Genomic DNA, 19,897 nt, shown 5'->3' with positions numbered 1-19,897 from the left:
GATCAGCGCCCCTCGAATTTCGCAGGGCGCTTCTCGTGGAAGGCCACGACACCCTCCTTGAAGTCCCGCGTCATGCCGCATTCCCCCTGAAGCTGCGCCTCGAGCAGCATCTGGCTGTCGAAGTCCTTTTCGAAGGCACCGCGAATGGCGCGCTTGATGCGGGCGTAGGCCTCGCTCGGCCCCTGCGCCAGATGCGCGGCGCGGGACTTCCAGATCGCCTCGAACTCGGCGTCGGGCACAGCCTCCCAGATCATCCCCCAGCGTTCGGCCTGCGCCGCGCTGATGCGGTCGGCAAAGAGCGCCGCCCCCATCGCCTTGGCGATGCCCATCTGTCGCGGCAGCATCCATGTGCCGCCAGCGTCGGGCATCAGGCCGATGCGGGTGAAGGCCTGCATGAAAAAGGCGCTCTCGGCGGCGATCACCACGTCGGCAGCCAGCGCGAGGTTGGCCCCGGCCCCCGCCGCCGCGCCATTTACCGCGGCGATGGTCGGGCGCGGGCACTCGGTGAGCGCGCTCAGCAGCGGCATGTATTCGTCGCGCAGCACCCGCTCGAGGTCGATGCTCGCGGCGGTCTCTCGGTCACCCAGATCCTGCCCCGAGCAGAAGGCCCGGCCCTCACCGGTGAGCACCACCACCCGCGCCTCCTTGCCGCCCGCCTGGATGGCATGGGTCAGCTCGGCACGCATCGGCGCCGAGAGCGCGTTCATCACGTCGGGCCGGGCAAGGGTGATCTGCGCCACGTCGCCTTCGATTTCGTAGCGGATGGTTTCGTAGTTCATGGGGCTCCTCCGGTCTGGCGCTGGCGCGCGCGGGAACTCTCTCCCGCGCGCAAGCCGGAGGCAAGCCCCCGGGACGTCGCCCGCGCTCAGAGCCGTCCGAGCGCCGCGATCAAGGCCAGCGCCTCGGCGCTCGGGCGCCTTTCCACCCGCGTATAGACCGATCCGTCGCGAGTGCGGTCCAGCATCCGGTTCTCGACCATGGTGCGGCGGATCTGCGCGGCATCGCGGAAGGTGCAGAGCGCGTCGATCCTCGCGCTGATCTCGCGCTCGGTGAAGGGTTGGCGCGGCGGGATCCGGGCCCAGAGCGGCCAGAGACAGAGCGCCTGCATCACGGTCCGCCCCGGGAAGCGCAGCAAGAGCCCCTGCCCGTCGAAATGCCGCAGCGCGCGGGACACCGCTTTCACGTCGGCTTTCGGCGCAGGCACGATCCCGGCGCGCAGGTGCTGGAAATTGCGGTAGCCCGCGGCCTTTGCGATCAGCCCGAGCATCTGCTGATGCGAAGGCGGCGCTTCGAGGCCGGCGCGGAGCGCGCGGGCAAAGCCCGACAGGTCATCGATGGCAAGCGGGATGGTTTCCCGGTTCGGGGAATGGCTCATCGGATCCTCCAGATCCTCCGGCGCTGTTGCCCGACCCCTCGCGAGGCTGGAGATCCGCCCTTGTCCGTCAGGCACCGCCGGACTGTCCGGAGAGCTCTGCGATCATCGAGACAGGTTCAGCGTGCCCGGCAAGCCGGGCGGCGGAGACTGGGTGAACTGCCGACCCTGCCGGCAGTCCTATCAGGAGGAGCTGGTCTCGTCCAGAATGCGCTTCAGCCGCGCCTCTTCCTCTGGGCTGAGCCCGGCCTCGGTGCTGGCCTCGGCCCGCGAGCGCCCCCGCAGGTAGACCGCCGCAAGGATCAGCGCGAGCACGAAGAGGATCGGCCCGGCAGCCCAGAGCAGCCAGTTCCAGCCGCGCGTGGTGGGCTGCAGCAGGACGAACTCGCCATAGCGATCGACCAGATAGGCCACCGCCTCGTCATCCGTGTCGCCTGCCACCAGCCGTTCGCGCACCAGCAGGCGCAGGTCGCGGGCCAGCGCGGCATTGGAATCGTCGATGTTCTCGTTCTGGCAGACGAGGCAGCGCAGGTGCTTGGACAGCTCGCGCGCCCGCGCCTCGAGCGCGGGATCGGCGAGCATCTCGTCGGGCTGAACGGCATGGACCACCGCTGCCTGCAGCACCGGCAGCGCCAGCAGAACCAGCAGCAGCAGCGTGCGGAAAGGCTTCGCAAAGGTCATTCTGCCGGCACTCCCTGTGCCGGTGCCGCCTTGCGCGCGCCCGCGGCGACGCGGAAGCGCCGGTCCGAGAGGCTCAGCGCGCCGCCGATTGCCATGAGGATCGCCCCGCCCCAGATCCAGTTGGCCAGCGGTTTCACGTAGACCCGCATGGTCCATCCGCCGCCCGCCTGCGCGTCGCCAAGCACAACATAGACATCCCGCAGGAAGCCGTTGTCGATGGCGGCTTCGGTGGTGGGCATGCCCGCCACGGGGTAGCTGCGCTTTTCAGGATAGAGATGCGCGACCTCCGCCCCGTCCCGGCGCAGCGACACCTCGCCCATGTCCGAGAAGTAGTTCGGTCCCTGCACCCGCTCGACGCCGAGCAGTTCCAGCTCGAAGGCGCCCACGGTGAAGGGCTGCTTCACTTGTGCGACGCGGATGTCTTCCTCTTCCCAGGCCATCAGCCCGGCGATGCCCAGCATGGTCACGCCAAGCCCCGCATGGGCCACCGCCTTGCCCCAGTCGGCGCGCGGCAGGCGCGCGAGGCGGCGCCAGTCGCGGCTCTGGCCGATGCGGCTCAGCAGGTCGGTGATCGATCCGGCCACCAGCCAGGTGCCGAGGAAAACCCCGATCGGCCCCATCAGGCTGCGCCCGGTCTGCATCGCCCAGACCAGCCCGGCGAGTGCCACGGCCAGCACCAGCGCCGGCACCAGCTGACGCATCACCCGGCCGAGTTTGCCCCGCTTCCAGCTGATCATCCCGCCGATCGGCAGGATCAGCCCCAGCAGCACCATGAATGGCGTGAAGGCCATGTTGAAGAAAGGCGCGCCGACCGAGAGCTTGCGGCCGAAGAGCATTTCGGCGACCAGCGGCCAGAGCGTGCCGGTGAAGACCACGAAACAGGCCACCGCCAGCAGGATGTTGTTCACCACCAGCGCCGACTCGCGGCTGACGATACCGAAGACCCCCTTGGCCTGCATCACCCCCGCGCGCGCCGCGTAGAGCGTCAGCGCGCCGCCGGTGAAGAAGACGAGAATGCCGAGGATGAACACGCCGCGCTGCGGATCGGTGGCGAAGGCATGCACCGAGGTCAGCACGCCCGAGCGCACGATGAAGGTGCCGATCAGCGAGAAGCCGAAGGCGAGGATCGCCAGCAGGATGGTCCAGCTTTTCAGCGCTTCGCGTTTTTCCACCACGATGGCGGAATGCAGCAGCGCCGCGGCCAGCAGCCAGGGCATGAAGGAGGCATTCTCGACCGGATCCCAGAACCAGAAGCCGCCCCAGCCGAGCTCGTAATAGGCCCACCAGGAGCCGAGGGCGATGCCGATGGTCAGGAAAACCCAGCTCAGCAGCGTCCACGGACGCACCCAGCGGCCCCAGGCGGCGTCGACCCGGCCCTCGATCAGCGCCGCGACCGCAAAGCTGAAGCAGATCGAGAGGCCGACGTAGCCGAGGTAGAGGAACGGCGGGTGGAAGGCGAGCCCCGGGTCCTGCAGCAGCGGGTTCAGATCCTGCCCGTCGAAGGGCGGCACCGCAAGACGCAGGAAGGGGTTCGAGGTGAAGAGAATGAACGCGAAGAAGGCCACGCCCACCGCGGCCTGCACCGACAGCACCCGCGCGCGCAGCGTCGGCGGCAGATTGCCCCCGAACCAGGCCGCCATCGCGCCGAAGAGCGACAGGATCAGCACCCAGAGCAGCATCGAGCCCTCGTGGTTCCCCCAGACGCCGCTGATCTTGTAGAGCAGCGGCTTGGCGGAATGCGAGTTCATCACCACCAGCCGCAGCGAGAAATCCGAGGTGATGAAGGCGTGCATGAGCGCGCCGAAAGACAGCGCGACAAGCAGGAATTGCGCCGTGGCGGCGGGCTCGGCGACGGCCATCCAGCCGGGCCAACGCTTGTGCGCCCCGATCATCGGCACCACCGCCTGCACGCAGGCGACGACAAAGGCGAGGATGAGCGCAAAATGTCCGAATTCGGTGATCATGCCCTGCTTATAGGCACCAAGAGAACGCCCGGCCAACGGAAATCGCGGGCCGGGCGGGATCACTTTGTCGCGGGGATGCGCGCGCGGGCGTCCGCGCTTACTCCATCCGGCGCAGGTAGGTCCAGGTGGGCACAGCGGAATTGCGCGCCACCGAGAAGGCCTCGGCGTCGCCGATGTACTCGAACCCGCAGTTGGTCAGAACCCGCGCCGAAGCGGCGTTGTCCTGGAAGACCGAGGCGAACATCGTGGCGCTGCCGAAGGGGTTGGCCTGCACCATCGCGCGCACCGCTTCCGAGGCATGGCCGGTGTTCCAAAACGGCGGCGCGACCCAGTAGCCGATCTCCGCCTGGTTGCCGTCGGTCAGGCGCTCCAGCGAGATCAGCCCCATCACCTCGGCACCGCCCTGCTCGGAGGCGTCCATCGCCCAGACATCCTCGACCCGCTTGGGATCAAGCGAGCGGGTGATGAAAGCCTCGGTCGCGCCCGGCGGAAGCGGGTGCGGAATCGAGGTGGTCATGCGCGCGAGGCGCAGCTCGGACGTGTAATGGGCGATCATGCCGGCATCCGAGCGGCGCAGCGGCCGCAGCAGGAAGCGGGGTGTCTCGATGACCGGTTGCACGGTCAGCTGGTCGTCTTCGGCCAGACTCATTGTCTTACTCCTCATGTCGCGAGAATTCTCGCGGGCCGCTTCGTCTCCCCCCGAAACGGAGAAGGGGACCGGCCCGTGCCGATCCCCTCCAATTTTTCGATCCGGGATCGGCTTACTCAGCAGCCTCCGCCACCGGCAGGACGGATACGAAGGTGCGGCCCTTCAGGCCCTTGTGGAACGTGACCGAGCCTTCGGCCACGGCGAAGATCGTGTGATCCTTGCCCATATCCACGCCTTCGCCCGGCCAGAACTTGGTGCCGCGCTGACGGATGATGATGTTGCCCGGGTTGGCCGCCTGGCCACCGTAGAGTTTCACGCCGAGACGGCGGCCAGCGGAGTCGCGGCCGTTACGGGAGCTACCGCCTGCTTTTTTATGTGCCATGGGTTGGTCTCCTTAACTGTCTATCAGGCCAGGGTCTTGGCCTGCTCAACCCACTCGGGCTTCACCTTGACGGCGTCGAAGCTCTCGGGGTCAACGGCTGCGAGCTGTGCGAAGGTGGCGATGCCGGCTTCGTTCAGCTTCTTGGCGGCGGCGGGGCCGACACCGGTGATCTTGGTCAGGTCGTCGCCTTCGGCTGCAGCTGCCTTCGGAGCAGCGGCGGCTGCCGGAGCGGCCTTCGGTGCGGAGGCGGCGCCGGTGGCGGCCTTCACGCCGGTGCCTTCGGCGCCGGATGCGAGGATCTCGGTCACGCGCAGCAGGGTGAGCTGCTGGCGGTGGCCACGGGTACGCTGCGAGCTGTGCTTGCGGCGGCGCTTCACGAAGCTGATGACCTTGTCGCCCTTGATCTGGTCGATCACGGTCGCCTGCACGGCAGCGCCGGACACGAGCGGAGCGCCCACGGTGACGTTGTCGCCGCCGAGGATCAGGACTTCGTTGAACTGAACGGTTTCACCCGCGTCTGCAGCCAGCTTCTCCACGCGGAGCACGTCGCCCGCCTGGACCTTGTATTGCTTGCCGCCGGTTTTCATCACCGCGAACATCTGCGTCTTCCTTTGTCTACCGCGTTCTGTGGCGCCCCGGCCCAATCGGACTTTGTCGGGGACTTCGTGGTGCGGGTGGTCCCGCTCCGCCGTCGAACAGCGCGCCCTTTCGGGCAGTCATGATGTAAGAATCGAAAGCGGGGCGCGCAATGGCCCCGTCTCGAAGCCCGGCTTATCGGGGCAAATTGCCGGTGTGTCAACCCGCGCAAACCGATTTTCGGGCCGTTCGGCCCGGGTTTTGCGGCTGTAACTCACGCCCCCGCAGACCCAAACCGGCCGAAGGGCACCACTTCTCCGGACTGGGTCTCGCGCTAGAGGTCCTGCCCCAGCATCTCGCGCGCCGCGGCGAGACCGAGTCCGTAGGAAATCTCGTCATACATGTGATTGAAGCCGGCGAACAGCGCGCGGTTCATCGCCTTCCCCTCCGGACTTGCCGAGATGTCGACATAGGCCTCCAGTTCGCTGTCCGACAGCGGTTGGTAGGCGAACAGCAGGTAGGCGTAGAGCCATTCGCGCGTGTCCGCGCGGGTCGCCTCTTCCTGCATCCAGACTTCCTGGACGATCTCCGGCTCGGTCATCTCCAGCCCGCCGCCGTCGACCAATCCGAGGTAGAACTGGAAACTGGCGTTGAGCGCACCGACCACATTGGTCTCCAGCAGGTCGTTTTCCGCAACGAAGCGGTCGAGCTGATCGAGCCGGGCGTCATCCGCCCCTGCCCCCTGGCGCTCGCGCCACGCCTCGCGCGCGGCCGCCTCGACGTCGGGATCGGTCATCTCTCGCCGCGCCTCAAGCTCCAGAGCGACGACCTTTTGCCCCGCGTCACTGTTGAGGTAGTCCAGAAGCGGCCCCGCGTCGGTCTCGCCGAAGCTCCCGACGAAGCCCGCCCGAACCACCTCCTGCATGGCCTCGGGAGCGTAGAGCCGATCGACGGACTGCCGCCAGCCTTCGGTCTGCCCGGCGGGGAGCAGGTCCTGCGCCATCTCGGCCGAGTAGCCGCGCCCCTCTTCACGCATGACCTCGACGATCTCGTCCACCTTCAGCGCATCGAGAAGCTCCGGCGCGGATTCCGCGAAAGCGGCGGGCGCAGCCGCGGAGACAAGGAGAGCAAAGGCGGTGCAGGCGGCAAAGCGCGGGAACATGGGACAAGGGTACTCCGGGGTATGTCAGCCCCAGACCCTAGGGCCCGCCACCGACAATTCCAAGGTGACCAAATGCGCCACTGGCGAAGCTCCGCCGTCGAAAAATTCGCCGGAATGAAAAAAGTTGAAAATTCCCTGTTGCACCCCCCCGGGCATATCGTTAAACGCCCCCCACGACCCCCGCGGAGAGGTGCCGGAGTGGTCGAACGGGGCGGTCTCGAAAACCGTTGACCCTTCACGGGGTCCCAGGGTTCGAATCCCTGTCTCTCCGCCACTTTCCCTATAACGCTCTGACAGCGTTGGGAAAGTGCCCACCCCGGTGGGTACCGGAACATCCAGTTCGTAGCAGCAGACATCGCGAAATGGCGACCGCTGACCCGTGCGGGATCACCGCGCTTGGGTGGATCGCAGGTGCCGTCGACCTGCGTCGGTTTCTTGCTCCTGAAACGACGACGCGGCGCAGGGTTTTCACCCGCGCCGCGCGTTTCGGAGACAATCCGCCGAACAGTGTCGGCCCTTGTCTCATGCAGCCACTCTCAGGCAGCCCTTCTCATGCAGCAACATCCGTGCGCGGGGTCTCGCTGGAAGTTTCCGCCTCCGCCCGGGTCGAGGCATAGGATTCGGCCCCCCGGCGCAGGCGCGAGGCCAAGTCGTCCTCGTCGGACTGGGCACCCATCTGGGCGATCACCAACGACTTCATGAAGCTTTCCTGCGTGGAGATGGCCTGCGCCCGAGCCTCGGCCAACTTGTCCGCCGCGGCAGGCTCTTCAGCGGCAGCGGCAGAGCTCGCGGCCGAGCCAGCTCCCGCGCCGGCGTCGGTCTCGGTAACGGACGCTGCCTCCGGCGTGGCGCTGACGCCCTGCGTTTCGGAGGCCGGGCCGCTTGCTGCGACCTGCTCGCTACTCTCTGCGCTGCTGGCCGAACTGGCCGAGGCCTCCTCATTTTCCGAAGCCTGCGCCTCTTCTGCCTGCACAGCCTCGTCTTCCGTCACGGAGCTGTTCTGCGCCGCGCCCGAATTACTGCTGCCGAAGATGCCTTGGTAGCTTGCGGAACTGGAGCCCGAAATCAAACCTAACATTTAGATAGACCTTTCTAGTCACTACCGGGCCGTTCTGGTTTTGAAACAAGGAGAAAATGGGGCGCACCTAAGGAGTCAGCGCGGCGGCACCGGGGATTTTTGCAGACATATCAACCCCTTGGCTCACCCACTGCGTGCAAGCCCCGGCGCAAATCACCCCAGGCGTGTAAGCCGCACGCATTGCAAACGTCGGCAGGTCGCGACTGAAACTCGCGGAACGCGACGCGGTGGCGGCATAGAACGAACAGATGACCCGCCGCCTTGTGCGAAGCTGACCGTCACGTCACAACGGAGGCCCTCGAACTGGCCGCCCGGCTTCTCCGCAGGAATATGGTCGTATCCGTCCCCGTCTGGGCACCCGCCTAGGCTCGGCATACCCCTAGCCCGTGACCCTTCGGATCGCTTTGGCGAATCTGAGCCTCCGCTTTGAAACCGCAAGCGAAGTGACCGACGCCGAATCCGATCGCGGGAAGTGCCAACTCCGCCAATTCTCATGAGACATGCAACAACAGGCATTGCACCCTCTCGCGTGGAGTTTTCGATCTCGGCGCCGACATCATGGCCAGAGAGGCCGACGCGAGAGCCTTCACGCTCCGGCATTCGGGCACGTCGACCCTGACCGGGGGCTATTCGACGCCCCCACGGCAACATCGCGCTGAGGATTCTCCGACCTCGGCCTGCGCCTCGCGCCCGCCCGACCTCTGATAGGCGAATGAGCGGCAACCACGCCATCTCCGGGCCTCGGCTTTGGCAAATTCAGGAGATCGAACGCCTGGAGCCGAGACGGGATTTCAACCAGCGCTCACGCGGCGAGAGGGGACTTTACCGCGGTGGCCCGCGATGGCGTCGCGACCGACGATCCGGCGCTTTTGAGAGAGGCTGTCTCAGGGCTTTTGCTCTGCCCGCTGATGAAACGCGCCCGAACCTGGAGCCAGGACACCCCCGGACCGACGCTTGCTTGGCCAAGGCAACGCCCGCCGCGCGCTACTAGAGCTACCGAAGGCCAACCTCATTGCACGAATGCTGCGGAAAGACGAAATCGGCGACACCCCTACCCGGTGCGTCTCCGTTTTTCGGTGGTACCCAAGGCCGGACTCGAACCGGCACGCCTTGCGGCGGGGGATTTTGAATCCCCTGCGTCTACCATTCCGCCACTTGGGCACTGGCATCGATTTATCCGCCGCGCCGCGCCGCGTAAAGCGGCAATCGTCACGGCATCGCGTCACACTGACGGAACTGTCACGACAAAAGCCCCGTCAATGGCTTGCGCCCCGCCGCACCGCGTGCTTCCTGCGGGAGAGACAACCGCCGGAGACCCGCCCGACGATGCTGCGCCGCCTCTACGACTGGACCATGTCGCTTGCCGATCACCCCAAAGCGCTCTGGGCGCTGGCAGCGGTCTCCTTCATCGAAGCCTCGGTCTTTCCGATTCCGCCCGACGTTCTGATGATCCCGATGATCCTCGCTGCGCCGCGCCGAGCTTGGCTGATCGCCCTGGTGGCCACCGTCGCCTCGGTGGTGGGCGGGCTTTTCGGCTACGGCATCGGGCATTTCTTCTTCGACAGCCTCGGCCGGCCCATCCTTGAGAGTCTCGGCAAGGCCGATGCGATGGAAGCCTTCAACGCGCGTTTCAACGGCGTCGGCTTCTGGGCGGTGCTGATCGCCGGCATCACCCCCTTCCCGTTCAAGGTGATCACCATCATGTCGGGATGGACCGCCATGCCGCTCGGCATATTCATCACCACCGCCGTGATCGCCCGCGCCTTCCGCTTCTTCATCGTCGCGGCGCTGCTGCGCACCTTCGGCGCACCGATCCGGGATTTCATCGAAAATCGACTCGGCCTGGTGTTTACTGTCTTCGTGCTGCTGCTCGCCGGCGGCTTCTTCCTGGTGAAATACCTCTGAGACCATGACTGACCTGCGCAAGTTCCTCATCCTGATCGCCGCCGGCGGATCGGCAGCCGTGCTGCTCGGTGCCATCGGCTCGCAATACATCGGCGGGCTCGCGCCCTGCCATCTGTGCATCCTGCAGCGCTGGCCGCATGCCGCAGCGGTTCTGATCGGCGCGCTGGCGTTGGCCTTCCGGGCGCGACTGCTGCCGCTGCTCGGCGCAATCGCGGCGCTGACCACCTCGGGCATTGGCGTCTATCACACCGGCGTCGAGCGCGGCTGGTGGGAGGGACCGACCACCTGCACCTCCGGCCCGATCGGCGGCATGTCCACCGAAGATCTGCTGAACCAGATCATGAGCGCGCCGCTGGTGCGCTGCGACGAGGTCGCCTGGCAGTTCCTTGGCCTGTCGATGGCCAGCTGGAACGCATTGATCTCGCTGGGACTTGCGCTGATCTGGATCGCCGCCTGGCGGCGCACGGCCTGAACCGGCCCGCGCGCAAATCGCTTCTCAACCAAAGTTGCAGGGGGCCGGTTCTGCCCCCTGCGGTCGATGGCCGGGCCACCGGCCCCGGTCCAGATCGGTCTTCGAGGCGCGGATGATCCGCCCTCCCATACAGGAGACCCATCGATGACCTACCGCCTTCTGACCTCCGGTCTTGTCGCCGCCCTGCTGACCTCCGGCGCCGCCTTTGCCTCTCCCGCGATCCCAGAACAGACCCAGGCCCAGGTGCGCGAGAAGCTCACCGCCGAAGGCTACGAGGTCCGCCGCATCGACAGCGAGGACGGGATGATCGAGGTCTACGCGATGAAGGACGGCAAGAAGGTCGAGCTCTACCTCGACGACAGCCTGAAGATCGTCCGCAGCAAGTCCGAATGAGGCCGCCCGGCCCCGCCCTCGCGCGGGGCCGCCGCGTGCTTGTTCCCAGCCGGAGGATCGTCCCGATGCAAGATCACATGTCCCGCCATTTCATCTGGGATCCGCTGCTGCGGATCTTCCATTGGAGCCTGGTGACGCTCTTCGCCGCCAACGCCCTGTTCGACAACCCCGAATCCAAGCTGCACCGGTGGATCGGCTATACGATCGGCGGGCTCATCGCGCTGCGCCTGGTCTGGGGCTTCGTCGGACCTTACTCCGCCCGTTTTGCCAGTTTCGTTCCAACGCGCGCCGGGCTGACCCAGCAAGTCACCGACATGGCCACCGGCCGGCGCCGGGTACATCTTCTGCACACGCCGCTGGGGGCGCTGATGATCTTCAACCTGATGCTCACGCTCTGCGGCATCATCGCCAGCGGCGTGATGATGACCACCGATGCCTATTGGGGTGTCGCCTGGGTCGAGGAGTTGCACGAGGCGCTGGTGAGCTGGGCCGAGGTCTCGGTGGTGCTGCATATCGGCGCGGTGCTCTGGGAAAGCCGTCGCACCGGGGTAAATCTGCCGAAAGCCATGGTTACGGGTGTCAAATGCGTCCCGGATGACGCAAAGATCGAGGCATGACGCCGCAAACCTCGCAACGCCCCCTCATTCTCACCCTGCTGATCGCCGTGCAGCTTGTCTGCACGGCCTTCTTCGTGGTCGACGTGATTTTCGACGCCACCGAAGCCGGATGGAACCCGGTGACCGACCCCGAGGCCTTCCTCGAGGGCAGCATGGTGCTCTGCCTCGCCACTGCGGTCTGGGTCGAGATGCGCTTCCTGCTGCGGCTTCTGCGGCACAATGCCCATCTCGAGCGGCAGGTGTCGCTCGCCACAGGCGCGTTTCACGAGATAGTCGAGGCGCAGTTCTCGGCCTGGGGGCTGACCGGATCGGAGCGGGACGTGGCGATGTTCACCCTAAAGGGCATGACCATCGCCGAGATCGCCGGGTTGCGCGGCTCGGCCGAGGGCACGGTGAAATCGCATCTTAATGCGATCTACCGCAAGGCGGGCGTCTCGGGGCGCGGCGCGTTTCTGAGCCTGTTCATCGAGGAGCTGATGAGCGACGCCGGACCGGAAACCGCGAAAACGCCGGACGCCCTGCGGTACCCTGCCGCGGAGACGGCCGCACAAGACAGGTGACAGTCGACCAAGGCTCTGGCATCACGAGAAAATGACCAATCGCATCGCCCTCTGGCTCGGAGCCCTGCTGATCCTCGCATTCGCGGTGGATGTGCTGCTCTACGACACCCGCCACCTCGTGTTTCTCGGGCGTAAGATTTTCAATCTGCTCGATTGGGTAGCATTTTGGCGGTGAGCGCTAACAGTCCCAGTATTGACTTGCCCCGCGTATCCTGTTGACCTCTGGACAACCCCAGACTCTCGGACAGCGAGGAGACATCATGACCGTCAAGGTAGCGATCAACGGCTTCGGCCGCATCGGGCGCAACGTGCTGCGCGCAATCATCGAATCCGGCCGTACCGACATCGAGGTCGTGGCGATCAACGACCTTGGTCCGGTGGAGACCAACGCCCACCTGCTGCAATTCGACAGCGTGCACGGCCGCTTCCCGCACCCGGTGAGCGTGTCCGGCGACACCATCGACGTCGGCCGCGGCCCGATCAAGGTCAGCGCAGAGCGCAACCCCGCCGATCTGCCCTGGGCCCATGTGGACGTGGTGATGGAATGCACCGGCATCTTCACCGATCGCGAGAAAGCCGCCGCGCACCTGGCAAACGGCGCGAGCCGCGTGCTGGTGTCAGCGCCCTCCTCCGGTGCCGACAAGACCATCGTCTACGGGGTCAACGACGACACGCTGACCAAGGATGACCTCGTGGTGTCCAACGCGTCGTGCACCACCAACTGCCTGTCGCCCGTCGCCAAGGTGCTGAACGACACCGTCGGCATCAAGAAGGGCTTCATGACAACGATCCACAGCTACACCGGCGACCAGCCGACGCTGGACACGATGCACAAGGATCTCTACCGCGCCCGCGCCGCGGCCATGTCGATGATCCCGACCTCGACCGGTGCCGCAAAGGCCGTCGGCCTGGTGTTGCCCGAGCTCAACGGCCGTCTCGACGGCGTGGCCATCCGCGTGCCCACGCCGAATGTCTCGGTGGTCGATCTGGTCTTCGAGGCCGAGCGCGAGACCACCGTCGAAGAGATCAACGACGCCATCCGCGTCGCCGCCAACGGCAAGCTGAACGGCATTCTTGGCTATACCGACAAGAAGAACGTCTCGATCGACTTCAACCACGACTCGCACAGCTCGATCTTCCACACCGACCAGACCAAGGTCATGGAAGGCACCATGGTGCGCATCCTGTCGTGGTACGACAACGAATGGGGCTTCTCGAACCGCATGTCCGACACGGCCGTGGCCATGGGCAAGCTGATCTGAGTGGAGCCTCACGGGCTCCGGAAACGGAGCCGTGCAGGATCGGAAGGCGGGGCACCATGCCTCGCCTTTTGCTTTTCGGTCAAAGATCGGCGCGGCGTGGACGCCCCCCTCAGTCCCGCACGATTCCCAGAGCCGCGCCATATCCTTCTTCGGCAACCAGCCCGGGTGGCCGCGCGCGCGGCGTCACCTGCGACAGCACCGAGAGCGGCAGGCTCTGCGCTGTCACCGGCACCGGCGGCGGCATGCCCGGCCCCGACGACTCGCCGCTCGGCGAGGTCGAGACGGTGTTGCGCTGCGCGGCAGGGCGCGGCCGGTTGGGCCGCGCATGACCGCCCAGATCCCGTGGAATTTCCATCGCATGTCTCCCTTCTGGCACGACATGGACCGCGCGTTTGCCGCGGTCAAAGCCCGCAGCGGGTGCCGCAGCTCCGGCATCAGGGTAAATCGGCAAAGGTTTACATAGCTTTGACGGGCATTCCGGCGCGCGCCCTGCCCGCCATGCAGGAAACGCAAAGCGGCTCTGGAAAACCGTCAATTGTTCTGCGGCGCAGCAAAGCCTAAGTTAGCGCCAACGACGACGTAACGTTCGCCGCGCTTACGATCTCAAGTTTTTCACACAGACCAAACCGAAATGCAGCGCCTTCCCGATGGAGGCGCAGCCGATGAAATGGAACAGAGCCATGACCAAAGCCATCAATGCCGTCCGTGACAGCTTCGCCCGCCGCTTCGCCTATCGCCGCACCCATCACGCGCTGATGTCCCTGCCGATGCGCACCCGCATCGACTGCGACCTGCTCGGCCGTGAAGAAGAAACCGCCCGCGCCGCCGTCTACGGCCGCTGAGCCACCCGGATCAGCCGGTCATAAGCCCTTGGCGAAGCGCGCCTTCAGCGCTTCGTTGACGGTGGGCGTGACGAACTTGCTCACGTCGCCGTCCAGCCGCGCGATCTCCTTCACCAGCTTCGATGCGATCGCCTGATGCCGGGCCTCGGCCATCAGGAAGACGGTCTCGATGCTGGTGTCGAGCGCGCGGTTCATCCCGACCATCTGGAATTCATACTCGAAATCCGCCACGGCGCGCAGCCCGCGGATGATGATCTGTGCGCCGACGTCCCGGGCACAGTCGATGAGCAGGTTCTCGAAGGGATGCGGGATGATCTCTGTGCCGGTCTGCTTGGACAGTTCGGCGCATTCCGTCTCAATCATCGCCACGCGCTCTTCGAGGGTGAAGAGCGGACCCTTGTCGCGGTTGATCGCGACCCCGATCACCAGCCGGTCCACCAGCGCCGCCGCGCGGCGGATGATGTCCATATGGCCCAATGTGATCGGATCGAAGGTGCCGGGATAAAGGCCGATGCGCATGAGGTCCTCCAGGGTCGCCAGCGGGGGCAGGTCCGGCGCACGCAACGATATTGCGTGCCGGAATGCAACCCCGAAACCGGTGTTCCCTGTCAGCGGCCCTTTGAGAGACCCGCCCTCAGAATCCCATAATCATGCCCTGAAGCGCGTCCTTCTCCATCGCGAGCTCGGCAATCTGCGCCTTGACCACGTCGCCGATCGAGATGATCCCGACCAGCATCCCGTCCTCGACCACGGGCATGTGGCGGAAGCGGCCCTCGGTCATCCGGGCGAGCACTACGTTGGTATCCTCGTCGCGGGTGCAGACCTGCAGCTTGCGGGTCATCAAATCCTCGCAGGTCAGCGACAGCACGTTTGTGCCCTGCGCGGCCAGCGCACGCACGATGTCGCGCTCCGAAAGGATCCCCAGCGGCTTCTGCCCGTCGTCCGAGATCACCACCCCGCCGATCCGGCGTTCGGCCAGCACCTGCGCGGCATCGCCGACGCTGCTGCCGGGGGTGACGGTGACCACGCCGTCGTCGGACTTGTCCTTGAGAATCTGTTGAACCTGCATGCGGCTTTCCTCCTGAGCGCTGCTGAGACCTCCAAGCGTCCGCCTGCATGTGGCTTCTGTCAACACATACGTCCGGTCGTCCCGGCAGGGCACCGCGCGTGTGCCGGCACTATGCCGCTGCCTCCAGCGTGGCGAGTTCGCTGCGCACAGCCTCGGCCAGAAGCGCTGCGAATCCGTTAAGCCGCGCGTGCCGCCGGTCGTCCGCATGTCGTACCAGGTAGAAGCTGCGGGTCAGCGAGACCTCCTCGGGCAACACCCGGCGCAGGCCGGGCGCAGCGGGCAGCGCGAAATCGTGCACGATGCCCAGCCCCGCGCCGAGCCGGAGCCAGTGGAACTGCACCGCCACCGAGTTCGAGGCCAGCCGGACACGATCGAGTCCGAGATCGGCGAGATAGTCGAGTTCACGGTCGAAGATCATGTCGGGGATGTAGCCGACGATGCGGTGTCCCTGCAGATCTTCGCGCGCGCGGATCGGCGGGTGCTGCGCCAGGTAGTCCGCGGAGGCGGCGAGATGCAGCCGGTAGTCCGCGATCTTCTGCACCACCAGCCGCCCGGCCGTGGGTGCGGAGACGGCGATTGCCATGTCGGCCTCGCGCCGTGACAGGTTCACCACCCGCGGCAGCGAGACGATCTGCAGGTCAAGCGCCGGGTTGGCCTCGGCGATCTTCGCGCAGACCTGCGGCAGCAGGAAGTTGGCGCAGCCGTCGGGGGCACCGATGCGAATCTGCCCGGCAAACCCCTCGGACGACCCCATCAGCGCCTGCACACCCTGCCCCAGCGCCTGCTCGGCGGTCTCGGCATGCACGAGCAGCCGCGCGCCCGCATCGGTCAGCGTGTAGCCCTGCGGCGACTTGGCAAAGAGCGGATGCCCCAGCGCCTGCTCCAGCCGTGCCACGCGCCGCCCCACCGTCGCCGGGTCCATACGCAGCACGCGCCCTGCTGCCGAAAGGCTCTCCCCCCGGACCACGGCAAGGAAAATCCGCAGGTCATCCCAATTCTCGCGCATCGCATACCTGAATTTTTGCAAAACCTCTTTGCTGAATTACCCCTGTTCTCTGCATTTCCGCAAGACTAGTGTCTCGACCAACAGAAGGAGGCTGCAATGCAGGAACTGACCCATTTCATCAACGGCGCCCATGTGAAGGGCACTTCGGGACGCTTCACCGATGTCTTCAACCCCGCCACCGGCGAGGTGCAGGCGCGCGTGCCGCTGGCCACCGTAGAAGAGCTGAACGACGCGGTGGCCAAGGCCGCCGAGGCCCAGATCAAGTGGGGCGCGACCAACCCGCAGCGCCGGGCCCGCGTGATGATGAAGTTCGGCCAGCTCATCAACGAGCACATGGATGAACTGGCCGAACTGGTCTCGCGCGAGCATGGCAAGACCCTGCCCGACGGGCGCGGCGACGTGCAACGTGGCCTTGAAGTGGTCGAGGTCTGCATGGGTGCGCCGCACATGCTCAAGGGCGAGTTCACCGACAACGGCGGCCCGGGCATCGACCTCTATTCCATGCGCCAGCCGCTCGGCGTGGTCGCCGGTATCACCCCGTTCAACTTCCCGGCGATGATCCCGCTGTGGAAGATGGCCCCGGCACTGGCCTCCGGCAACGCGATGATCCTCAAGCCCTCCGAGCGCTGCCCCTCGACCTCGCTGCGGCTCGCAGAGCTGATCACCGAGGCCGGTCTGCCCGCGGGCGTCCTGCAGGTGATCAACGGTGACAAGGAAGTGGTGGACGCGATCCTCGACAACGAGACCGTGCAGGCAGTGGGCTTCGTCGGCTCCACCCCGATCGCGCAGTACATCTACGGCCGCGCCGCCAGCAACGGCAAGCGCGCGCAGTGCTTCGGCGGTGCCAAGAACCACATGATCATCATGCCCGACGCCGACCTCGACAAGGCGGCCGACGCGCTGGTTGGGGCCGGTTTCGGCGCCGCGGGCGAGCGTTGCATGGCGATCTCGGTGGCCGTGCCGGTCGGCGAGGAGACCGCCGATGCGCTGATCGAGAAGCTGGTGCCCCGCATCGAGAAGCTGAAGGTCGGCCCCTACACCGCCGGCGAAGACGTGGACTACGGCCCCGTCATCACCGCCGCCGCCAAGAGCCGCATCGAGGGCCTCGTGAACTCGGGTGTCGATCAGGGCGCCACGCTGGTTGTCGATGGGCGCGACTTCTCGCTGCAAGGCTACGAGGAGGGCTTCTTTGTCGGCCCGTCGCTGTTCGACAACGTCACGCCGGACATGGATATCTACAAGGAAGAGATCTTCGGCCCGGTCCTGAGCACCGTGCGCGCCGGCACCTACGAAGAGGCGCTGGAGCTGGTGATCGACAACCCCTACGGCAACGGCACGGCGATCTATACCGCGGACGGCGACACCGCGCGCGATTTCGCGCACCGGGTGAACGTGGGCATGGTCGGCATCAATTTCCCGATCCCGGTGCCGCTGTCATACCATACCTTTGGCGGCTGGAAGAAATCCGCCTTCGGCGATCTCAACCAGTACGGCCCCGACGCCTTCCGCTTCTACACCAAGACCAAGACCGTCACCGCGCGCTGGTTCTCGGGCATCAAGGAAGGCGGCGAGTTCAATTTCAAGGCGATGGACTGACCGTCCCCAGCCCCGGACACGCCATCAAGCTCATCTCGGCCGCCCCGTACTCAACGGGGCGGCTTTTTCGTTCGTGTGCGATTCATTGCCCGCGAAATGATGCATGCAAGAGTCATCGTTGACCGCACCCGACGGACACGGCAACGGTCCGAAATAAATTGACAAAATGTGTGCTCATGTCCGTCACTTTTCGCATTCTTCGGAAATCCGGCCTTGTCTACGTGCGCTACGAAGGCGTGGCGCAACTCACCGAGACAACAGAGGCGTTCGGCAATTACGTCACCCATCCCGATTTTGCTCCGGGGCAGAAACAACTGGTCGATCTTTCGCGGCTGACCGGATGGGATGGGGATTTCCTCGAACTCATGAGAATTCAGGCGATGAAGGCCGAGGCCTTTGTCGCAGCCGGCATTCAGACGATGATGGTCTATTATGCCCCGACAGCCGTCAGTTTCGAACTCAGCAAACTTGTGCTTCGGTCATGGGATCGGCTCGACGGTCCGGTCGCCCTTGTCCAGCAGAGCGAACCCGGCTGCCTGACCCTGCTCGGCATGGCTGAAAAGAGCTTTGCGCAATTGCTGGAAAACGTGAACTGATTTGCTTTCCCCAAAGTCACGCCGTCCCGAAAATGTCGCCAATGCGACATATCGTTTGACAGCTGCATCAGGAGATAGCAAATCGGTAGGTGGCGCAGATTGGGTGCTGCCGTTGGGAGGATTTTATATGTCGGGGGAATTCAGGATCTTCGCCGAGCGCGGCCTGGTATATCTGAACTTTTCCCAGGACACGCGCATCGCGCAATGCCTCGAGACACTCGGCAAGCTCGCCGCAGATCCCAACTGGAGCGCTGATTACGGTCTGCTTGTCGACAACTCCCGCCTTACATCCTACGACGGCGACTTTTCCGAGCTGCAGCACCTGAGCGGGCAACTCGAGGAGACCGCTGCCTTCACATGCCGCACCATCCGGGTCGCGTATTATGCACCCTCCGACCTCGGCTTCGGGGTCGCGCGCATGGCGCAGCAGGTGCTCTCCGCGCGACTGCCGCTCGACATCAAGGTCTTCCGCGACGAAGCGCAGGCGCTCGCCGCGCTCGGTCAGAAAGAAACCCGCCTGTCCGATCTCTTCGCCGTAACGGCCTGAGCCCCCGCCTCGCCGCTGCTGCAGATCAGCCATTGAAAGCGGCGTTTCCCCGTCCTATATGAGAGGTGTTCCGCAAGGGACTATGGGCATAAACGCGCATGTAATAAACGGATCGGACCCGGGGGCGGTACCCGGCGGCTCCACCAATAAACCCTTGTTGGGGGTTCATGGGGCCGAAATAGGATCGACGAACGCGTAAAGATGTAGCTTTGTCCCGGTGAGATACCACCGTTATCGGTTCATAAAGCATAGTTGCCAACAACAATCGTGCTCCGGTTGCTCTGGCTGCGTAAGCAGTCCGAAAAACCGAAATCTAAGCCCTCTGGCCTAGCAGCTTGAGGCGGGGTTCGCAGGTACCTGGCAACAGAAACCTGCACTTCCCCCTTCCGCGACATTCGGCCATCGACCGTCTGCCCGCCCCGCAGCAAGATTGACCAAGCGTCAGACGCCTGTCAGCATTGCCGGCATGGCTCCGGTTCGCTTTGCCAGTTTCGCCCTGCTTGCAGCGCTTTGTGCGCCGAGACTCCACGCCTGCGAGACCGCACTGCTGTTTGCCATGGACGTGTCGAACTCCATCGACCCAGCGGAATACGCCATTCAGGCCGAAGGGCTGGCGTTGGCGTTGCGTGACCCCGAGATCGCCGAGATCATGGTCGAGGACCGCGTGGCGCTGGCCGTGCTGCAATGGTCCGGCCCGCCGCATCAGGCGGTGACCCTGGACTGGAGGCAGATTTCCGAACCGGCGGACCTCACCGCCTTTGCCGAGGCCGCCGCGCAAATGGAGCGTGCCTTCGTCCTGTCGGATACCGCGCCGGGCGCGGCACTGCAGGCCGCCCTCAATGCCATGGAGAAGGCGCCCCCCTGCAAGCGCCGCGTCGTGGACGTGTCGGGCGACGGCACGCCGAATTCCGGCCCCTCCGCCTCGGCGGCGCGGGTTCGGGCCGAGCGCGCGGGCGTGACCGTCAACGGGCTGGCGATCGAGGGACCGGGCCACGGTCTACCGGTCAGCAACTATTACCGACAGGTGCTGATCACCCGCGACGGCTTCGTGATGACCGCCCGCAGCCACCGCGATTTCGCCGAAACGCTGCGCCGCAAGATCCTGCGCGAGATCGCGCGCGTGCTTGGCTGAACGCGTCATGAAATCGTCACGGGACCCGGCGCAAAT

The 19,897-nt window shown here is 65.5% G+C and carries 25 protein-coding genes, 2 tRNA genes and 1 other RNA gene; 14 read left to right on the top strand and 14 right to left on the bottom strand.

The features are described from left to right. Nucleotides 1-2: 2 nt before the first annotated feature. The 8 genes from BM397_RS02315 to BM397_RS02280 all read right to left on the bottom strand — a co-directional run bounded on the left by BM397_RS02315 (nucleotide 3) and on the right by BM397_RS02280 (nucleotide 6,786). A complete protein-coding gene (locus tag BM397_RS02315; protein WP_092421089.1) occupies nucleotides 3-779 on the bottom strand; it encodes an enoyl-CoA hydratase-related protein in 777 nt (258 codons plus the stop codon). A gap of 86 nt (nucleotides 780-865) precedes the next feature. Further along, on the bottom strand, nucleotides 866-1,375 hold the full coding sequence (locus BM397_RS02310; RefSeq protein WP_092421088.1) for a DUF2087 domain-containing protein: 510 nt from the start codon (nucleotides 1,373-1,375) through the stop codon (nucleotides 866-868). A gap of 180 nt (nucleotides 1,376-1,555) precedes the next feature. Beyond that, a complete protein-coding gene (locus BM397_RS02305; RefSeq protein WP_092421087.1) occupies nucleotides 1,556-2,053 on the bottom strand; it encodes a cytochrome c-type biogenesis protein in 498 nt (165 codons plus the stop codon). Continuing rightward, nucleotides 2,050-4,017 (bottom strand): heme lyase CcmF/NrfE family subunit, encoded by a 1,968-nt coding sequence (locus BM397_RS02300; protein WP_092421086.1) that lies wholly within the window; start codon nucleotides 4,015-4,017, stop codon nucleotides 2,050-2,052. Before BM397_RS02300 ends, BM397_RS02305 begins: the two co-directional genes overlap by 4 nt. Nucleotides 4,018-4,114: 97 nt before the next feature. After that, nucleotides 4,115-4,666, bottom strand: coding sequence for a GNAT family N-acetyltransferase (locus BM397_RS02295; RefSeq protein ID WP_092421085.1), 552 nt, complete (start codon nucleotides 4,664-4,666; stop codon nucleotides 4,115-4,117). Nucleotides 4,667-4,778: 112 nt separating this feature from the next. Further along, nucleotides 4,779-5,048 (bottom strand): 50S ribosomal protein L27, encoded by a 270-nt coding sequence (rpmA, locus tag BM397_RS02290; protein ID WP_092421082.1) that lies wholly within the window; start codon nucleotides 5,046-5,048, stop codon nucleotides 4,779-4,781. 23 nt (nucleotides 5,049-5,071) lie between these two features. Next, a complete protein-coding gene (locus BM397_RS02285) occupies nucleotides 5,072-5,647 on the bottom strand; it encodes a 50S ribosomal protein L21 (protein ID WP_092421079.1) in 576 nt (191 codons plus the stop codon). 311 nt (nucleotides 5,648-5,958) lie between these two features. Then, on the bottom strand, nucleotides 5,959-6,786 hold the full coding sequence (locus BM397_RS02280; protein ID WP_092421075.1) for a DUF2059 domain-containing protein: 828 nt from the start codon (nucleotides 6,784-6,786) through the stop codon (nucleotides 5,959-5,961). A gap of 184 nt (nucleotides 6,787-6,970) precedes the next feature. On the opposite strand from BM397_RS02280, the gene BM397_RS02275 reads away from it, so the two are divergent. Next, nucleotides 6,971-7,060: transfer RNA gene (locus BM397_RS02275), tRNA-Ser, on the top strand. A gap of 276 nt (nucleotides 7,061-7,336) precedes the next feature. On the opposite strand, the gene BM397_RS02270 is transcribed toward BM397_RS02275, so the two are convergent. Further along, nucleotides 7,337-7,864, bottom strand: coding sequence for a hypothetical protein (locus BM397_RS02270; RefSeq protein ID WP_092421072.1), 528 nt, complete (start codon nucleotides 7,862-7,864; stop codon nucleotides 7,337-7,339). Nucleotides 7,865-8,941: 1,077 nt separating this feature from the next. Then, a tRNA-Leu gene (locus BM397_RS02265) sits at nucleotides 8,942-9,025 on the bottom strand. A gap of 165 nt (nucleotides 9,026-9,190) precedes the next feature. Between BM397_RS02265 and BM397_RS02260 the strand changes: the two genes are divergently transcribed. The 7 genes from BM397_RS02260 to gap all read left to right on the top strand — a co-directional run bounded on the left by BM397_RS02260 (nucleotide 9,191) and on the right by gap (nucleotide 13,073). Continuing rightward, complete coding sequence (locus tag BM397_RS02260) at nucleotides 9,191-9,769, top strand: YqaA family protein (RefSeq protein WP_092421069.1); 579 nt, start codon at nucleotides 9,191-9,193, stop codon at nucleotides 9,767-9,769. A 4-nt stretch (nucleotides 9,770-9,773) separates the two neighbouring features. After that, complete coding sequence (locus BM397_RS02255) at nucleotides 9,774-10,241, top strand: disulfide bond formation protein B (RefSeq protein WP_092421066.1); 468 nt, start codon at nucleotides 9,774-9,776, stop codon at nucleotides 10,239-10,241. A 144-nt stretch (nucleotides 10,242-10,385) separates the two neighbouring features. Next, nucleotides 10,386-10,634 (top strand): PepSY domain-containing protein, encoded by a 249-nt coding sequence (locus BM397_RS02250; protein WP_092421063.1) that lies wholly within the window; start codon nucleotides 10,386-10,388, stop codon nucleotides 10,632-10,634. A 65-nt stretch (nucleotides 10,635-10,699) separates the two neighbouring features. Continuing rightward, complete coding sequence (locus BM397_RS02245) at nucleotides 10,700-11,251, top strand: cytochrome b/b6 domain-containing protein (protein ID WP_245695983.1); 552 nt, start codon at nucleotides 10,700-10,702, stop codon at nucleotides 11,249-11,251. Continuing rightward, nucleotides 11,248-11,811: a helix-turn-helix transcriptional regulator gene (locus tag BM397_RS02240; protein WP_092421060.1), complete on the top strand. Its 564-nt coding sequence runs from the start codon at nucleotides 11,248-11,250 to the stop codon at nucleotides 11,809-11,811. The genes BM397_RS02245 and BM397_RS02240 overlap by 4 nt, the downstream gene beginning before the upstream one ends. A 31-nt stretch (nucleotides 11,812-11,842) precedes the next feature. After that, entirely contained in the window at nucleotides 11,843-11,986 is a 144-nt protein-coding gene (locus tag BM397_RS29205) for a hypothetical protein (protein WP_176806513.1), read from the top strand. Between the two features lie 85 nt (nucleotides 11,987-12,071). Then, nucleotides 12,072-13,073 carry a type I glyceraldehyde-3-phosphate dehydrogenase gene (gap, locus tag BM397_RS02235; RefSeq protein ID WP_092421057.1) on the top strand — a complete coding sequence of 334 codons (1,002 nt, stop codon included), beginning with the start codon at nucleotides 12,072-12,074 and terminating at the stop codon, nucleotides 13,071-13,073. A gap of 109 nt (nucleotides 13,074-13,182) precedes the next feature. On the opposite strand, the gene BM397_RS02230 is transcribed toward gap, so the two are convergent. Next, nucleotides 13,183-13,428: a hypothetical protein gene (locus tag BM397_RS02230; protein WP_092421054.1), complete on the bottom strand. Its 246-nt coding sequence runs from the start codon at nucleotides 13,426-13,428 to the stop codon at nucleotides 13,183-13,185. 325 nt (nucleotides 13,429-13,753) lie between these two features. Here BM397_RS02230 and BM397_RS02225 point away from each other — a divergent pair, with 325 nt between their 5' ends. Further along, the gene (locus BM397_RS02225; protein WP_092422365.1) at nucleotides 13,754-13,915 is read left to right on the top strand and encodes a glyceraldehyde-3-phosphate dehydrogenase; all 162 of its coding nucleotides are present in this window, start codon (nucleotides 13,754-13,756) and stop codon (nucleotides 13,913-13,915) included. An 18-nt stretch (nucleotides 13,916-13,933) separates the two neighbouring features. On the opposite strand, the gene coaD is transcribed toward BM397_RS02225, so the two are convergent. From coaD to BM397_RS02210, 3 genes are all read right to left on the bottom strand, one after another. Continuing rightward, nucleotides 13,934-14,434, bottom strand: a complete 501-nt coding sequence (coaD, locus tag BM397_RS02220; protein ID WP_092421051.1) for a pantetheine-phosphate adenylyltransferase — start codon at nucleotides 14,432-14,434, stop codon at nucleotides 13,934-13,936. Between the two features lie 115 nt (nucleotides 14,435-14,549). Beyond that, nucleotides 14,550-14,984 (bottom strand): CBS domain-containing protein, encoded by a 435-nt coding sequence (locus BM397_RS02215; protein ID WP_092421048.1) that lies wholly within the window; start codon nucleotides 14,982-14,984, stop codon nucleotides 14,550-14,552. 109 nt (nucleotides 14,985-15,093) lie between these two features. Beyond that, on the bottom strand, nucleotides 15,094-15,990 hold the full coding sequence (locus tag BM397_RS02210; protein WP_092421045.1) for a LysR family transcriptional regulator: 897 nt from the start codon (nucleotides 15,988-15,990) through the stop codon (nucleotides 15,094-15,096). Nucleotides 15,991-16,086: 96 nt separating this feature from the next. Here BM397_RS02210 and BM397_RS02205 point away from each other — a divergent pair, with 96 nt between their 5' ends. The 5 genes from BM397_RS02205 to BM397_RS02185 all read left to right on the top strand — a co-directional run bounded on the left by BM397_RS02205 (nucleotide 16,087) and on the right by BM397_RS02185 (nucleotide 19,861). Next, a complete protein-coding gene (locus tag BM397_RS02205) occupies nucleotides 16,087-17,586 on the top strand; it encodes a CoA-acylating methylmalonate-semialdehyde dehydrogenase (protein ID WP_092421042.1) in 1,500 nt (499 codons plus the stop codon). A 176-nt stretch (nucleotides 17,587-17,762) separates the two neighbouring features. Then, complete coding sequence (locus BM397_RS02200; protein ID WP_092421039.1) at nucleotides 17,763-18,182, top strand: hypothetical protein; 420 nt, start codon at nucleotides 17,763-17,765, stop codon at nucleotides 18,180-18,182. Nucleotides 18,183-18,309: 127 nt separating this feature from the next. After that, nucleotides 18,310-18,729, top strand: coding sequence for a hypothetical protein (locus BM397_RS02195; protein ID WP_092421036.1), 420 nt, complete (start codon nucleotides 18,310-18,312; stop codon nucleotides 18,727-18,729). A 28-nt stretch (nucleotides 18,730-18,757) separates the two neighbouring features. Next, nucleotides 18,758-19,107: a transfer-messenger RNA gene (ssrA, locus tag BM397_RS02190) on the top strand. 88 nt (nucleotides 19,108-19,195) lie between these two features. Continuing rightward, nucleotides 19,196-19,861 (top strand): DUF1194 domain-containing protein, encoded by a 666-nt coding sequence (locus BM397_RS02185; protein ID WP_092421033.1) that lies wholly within the window; start codon nucleotides 19,196-19,198, stop codon nucleotides 19,859-19,861. Nucleotides 19,862-19,897: the final 36 nt, after the last annotated feature.

Source organism: Alloyangia pacifica, assembly GCF_900116195.1.
Taxonomy (GTDB): Bacteria; Pseudomonadota; Alphaproteobacteria; order Rhodobacterales; family Rhodobacteraceae; genus Salipiger; species Salipiger pacificus.
The sequence above is the reverse complement of the archived record's forward strand: the minus strand, read 5'-3'. Positions and strand labels throughout refer to the sequence as shown.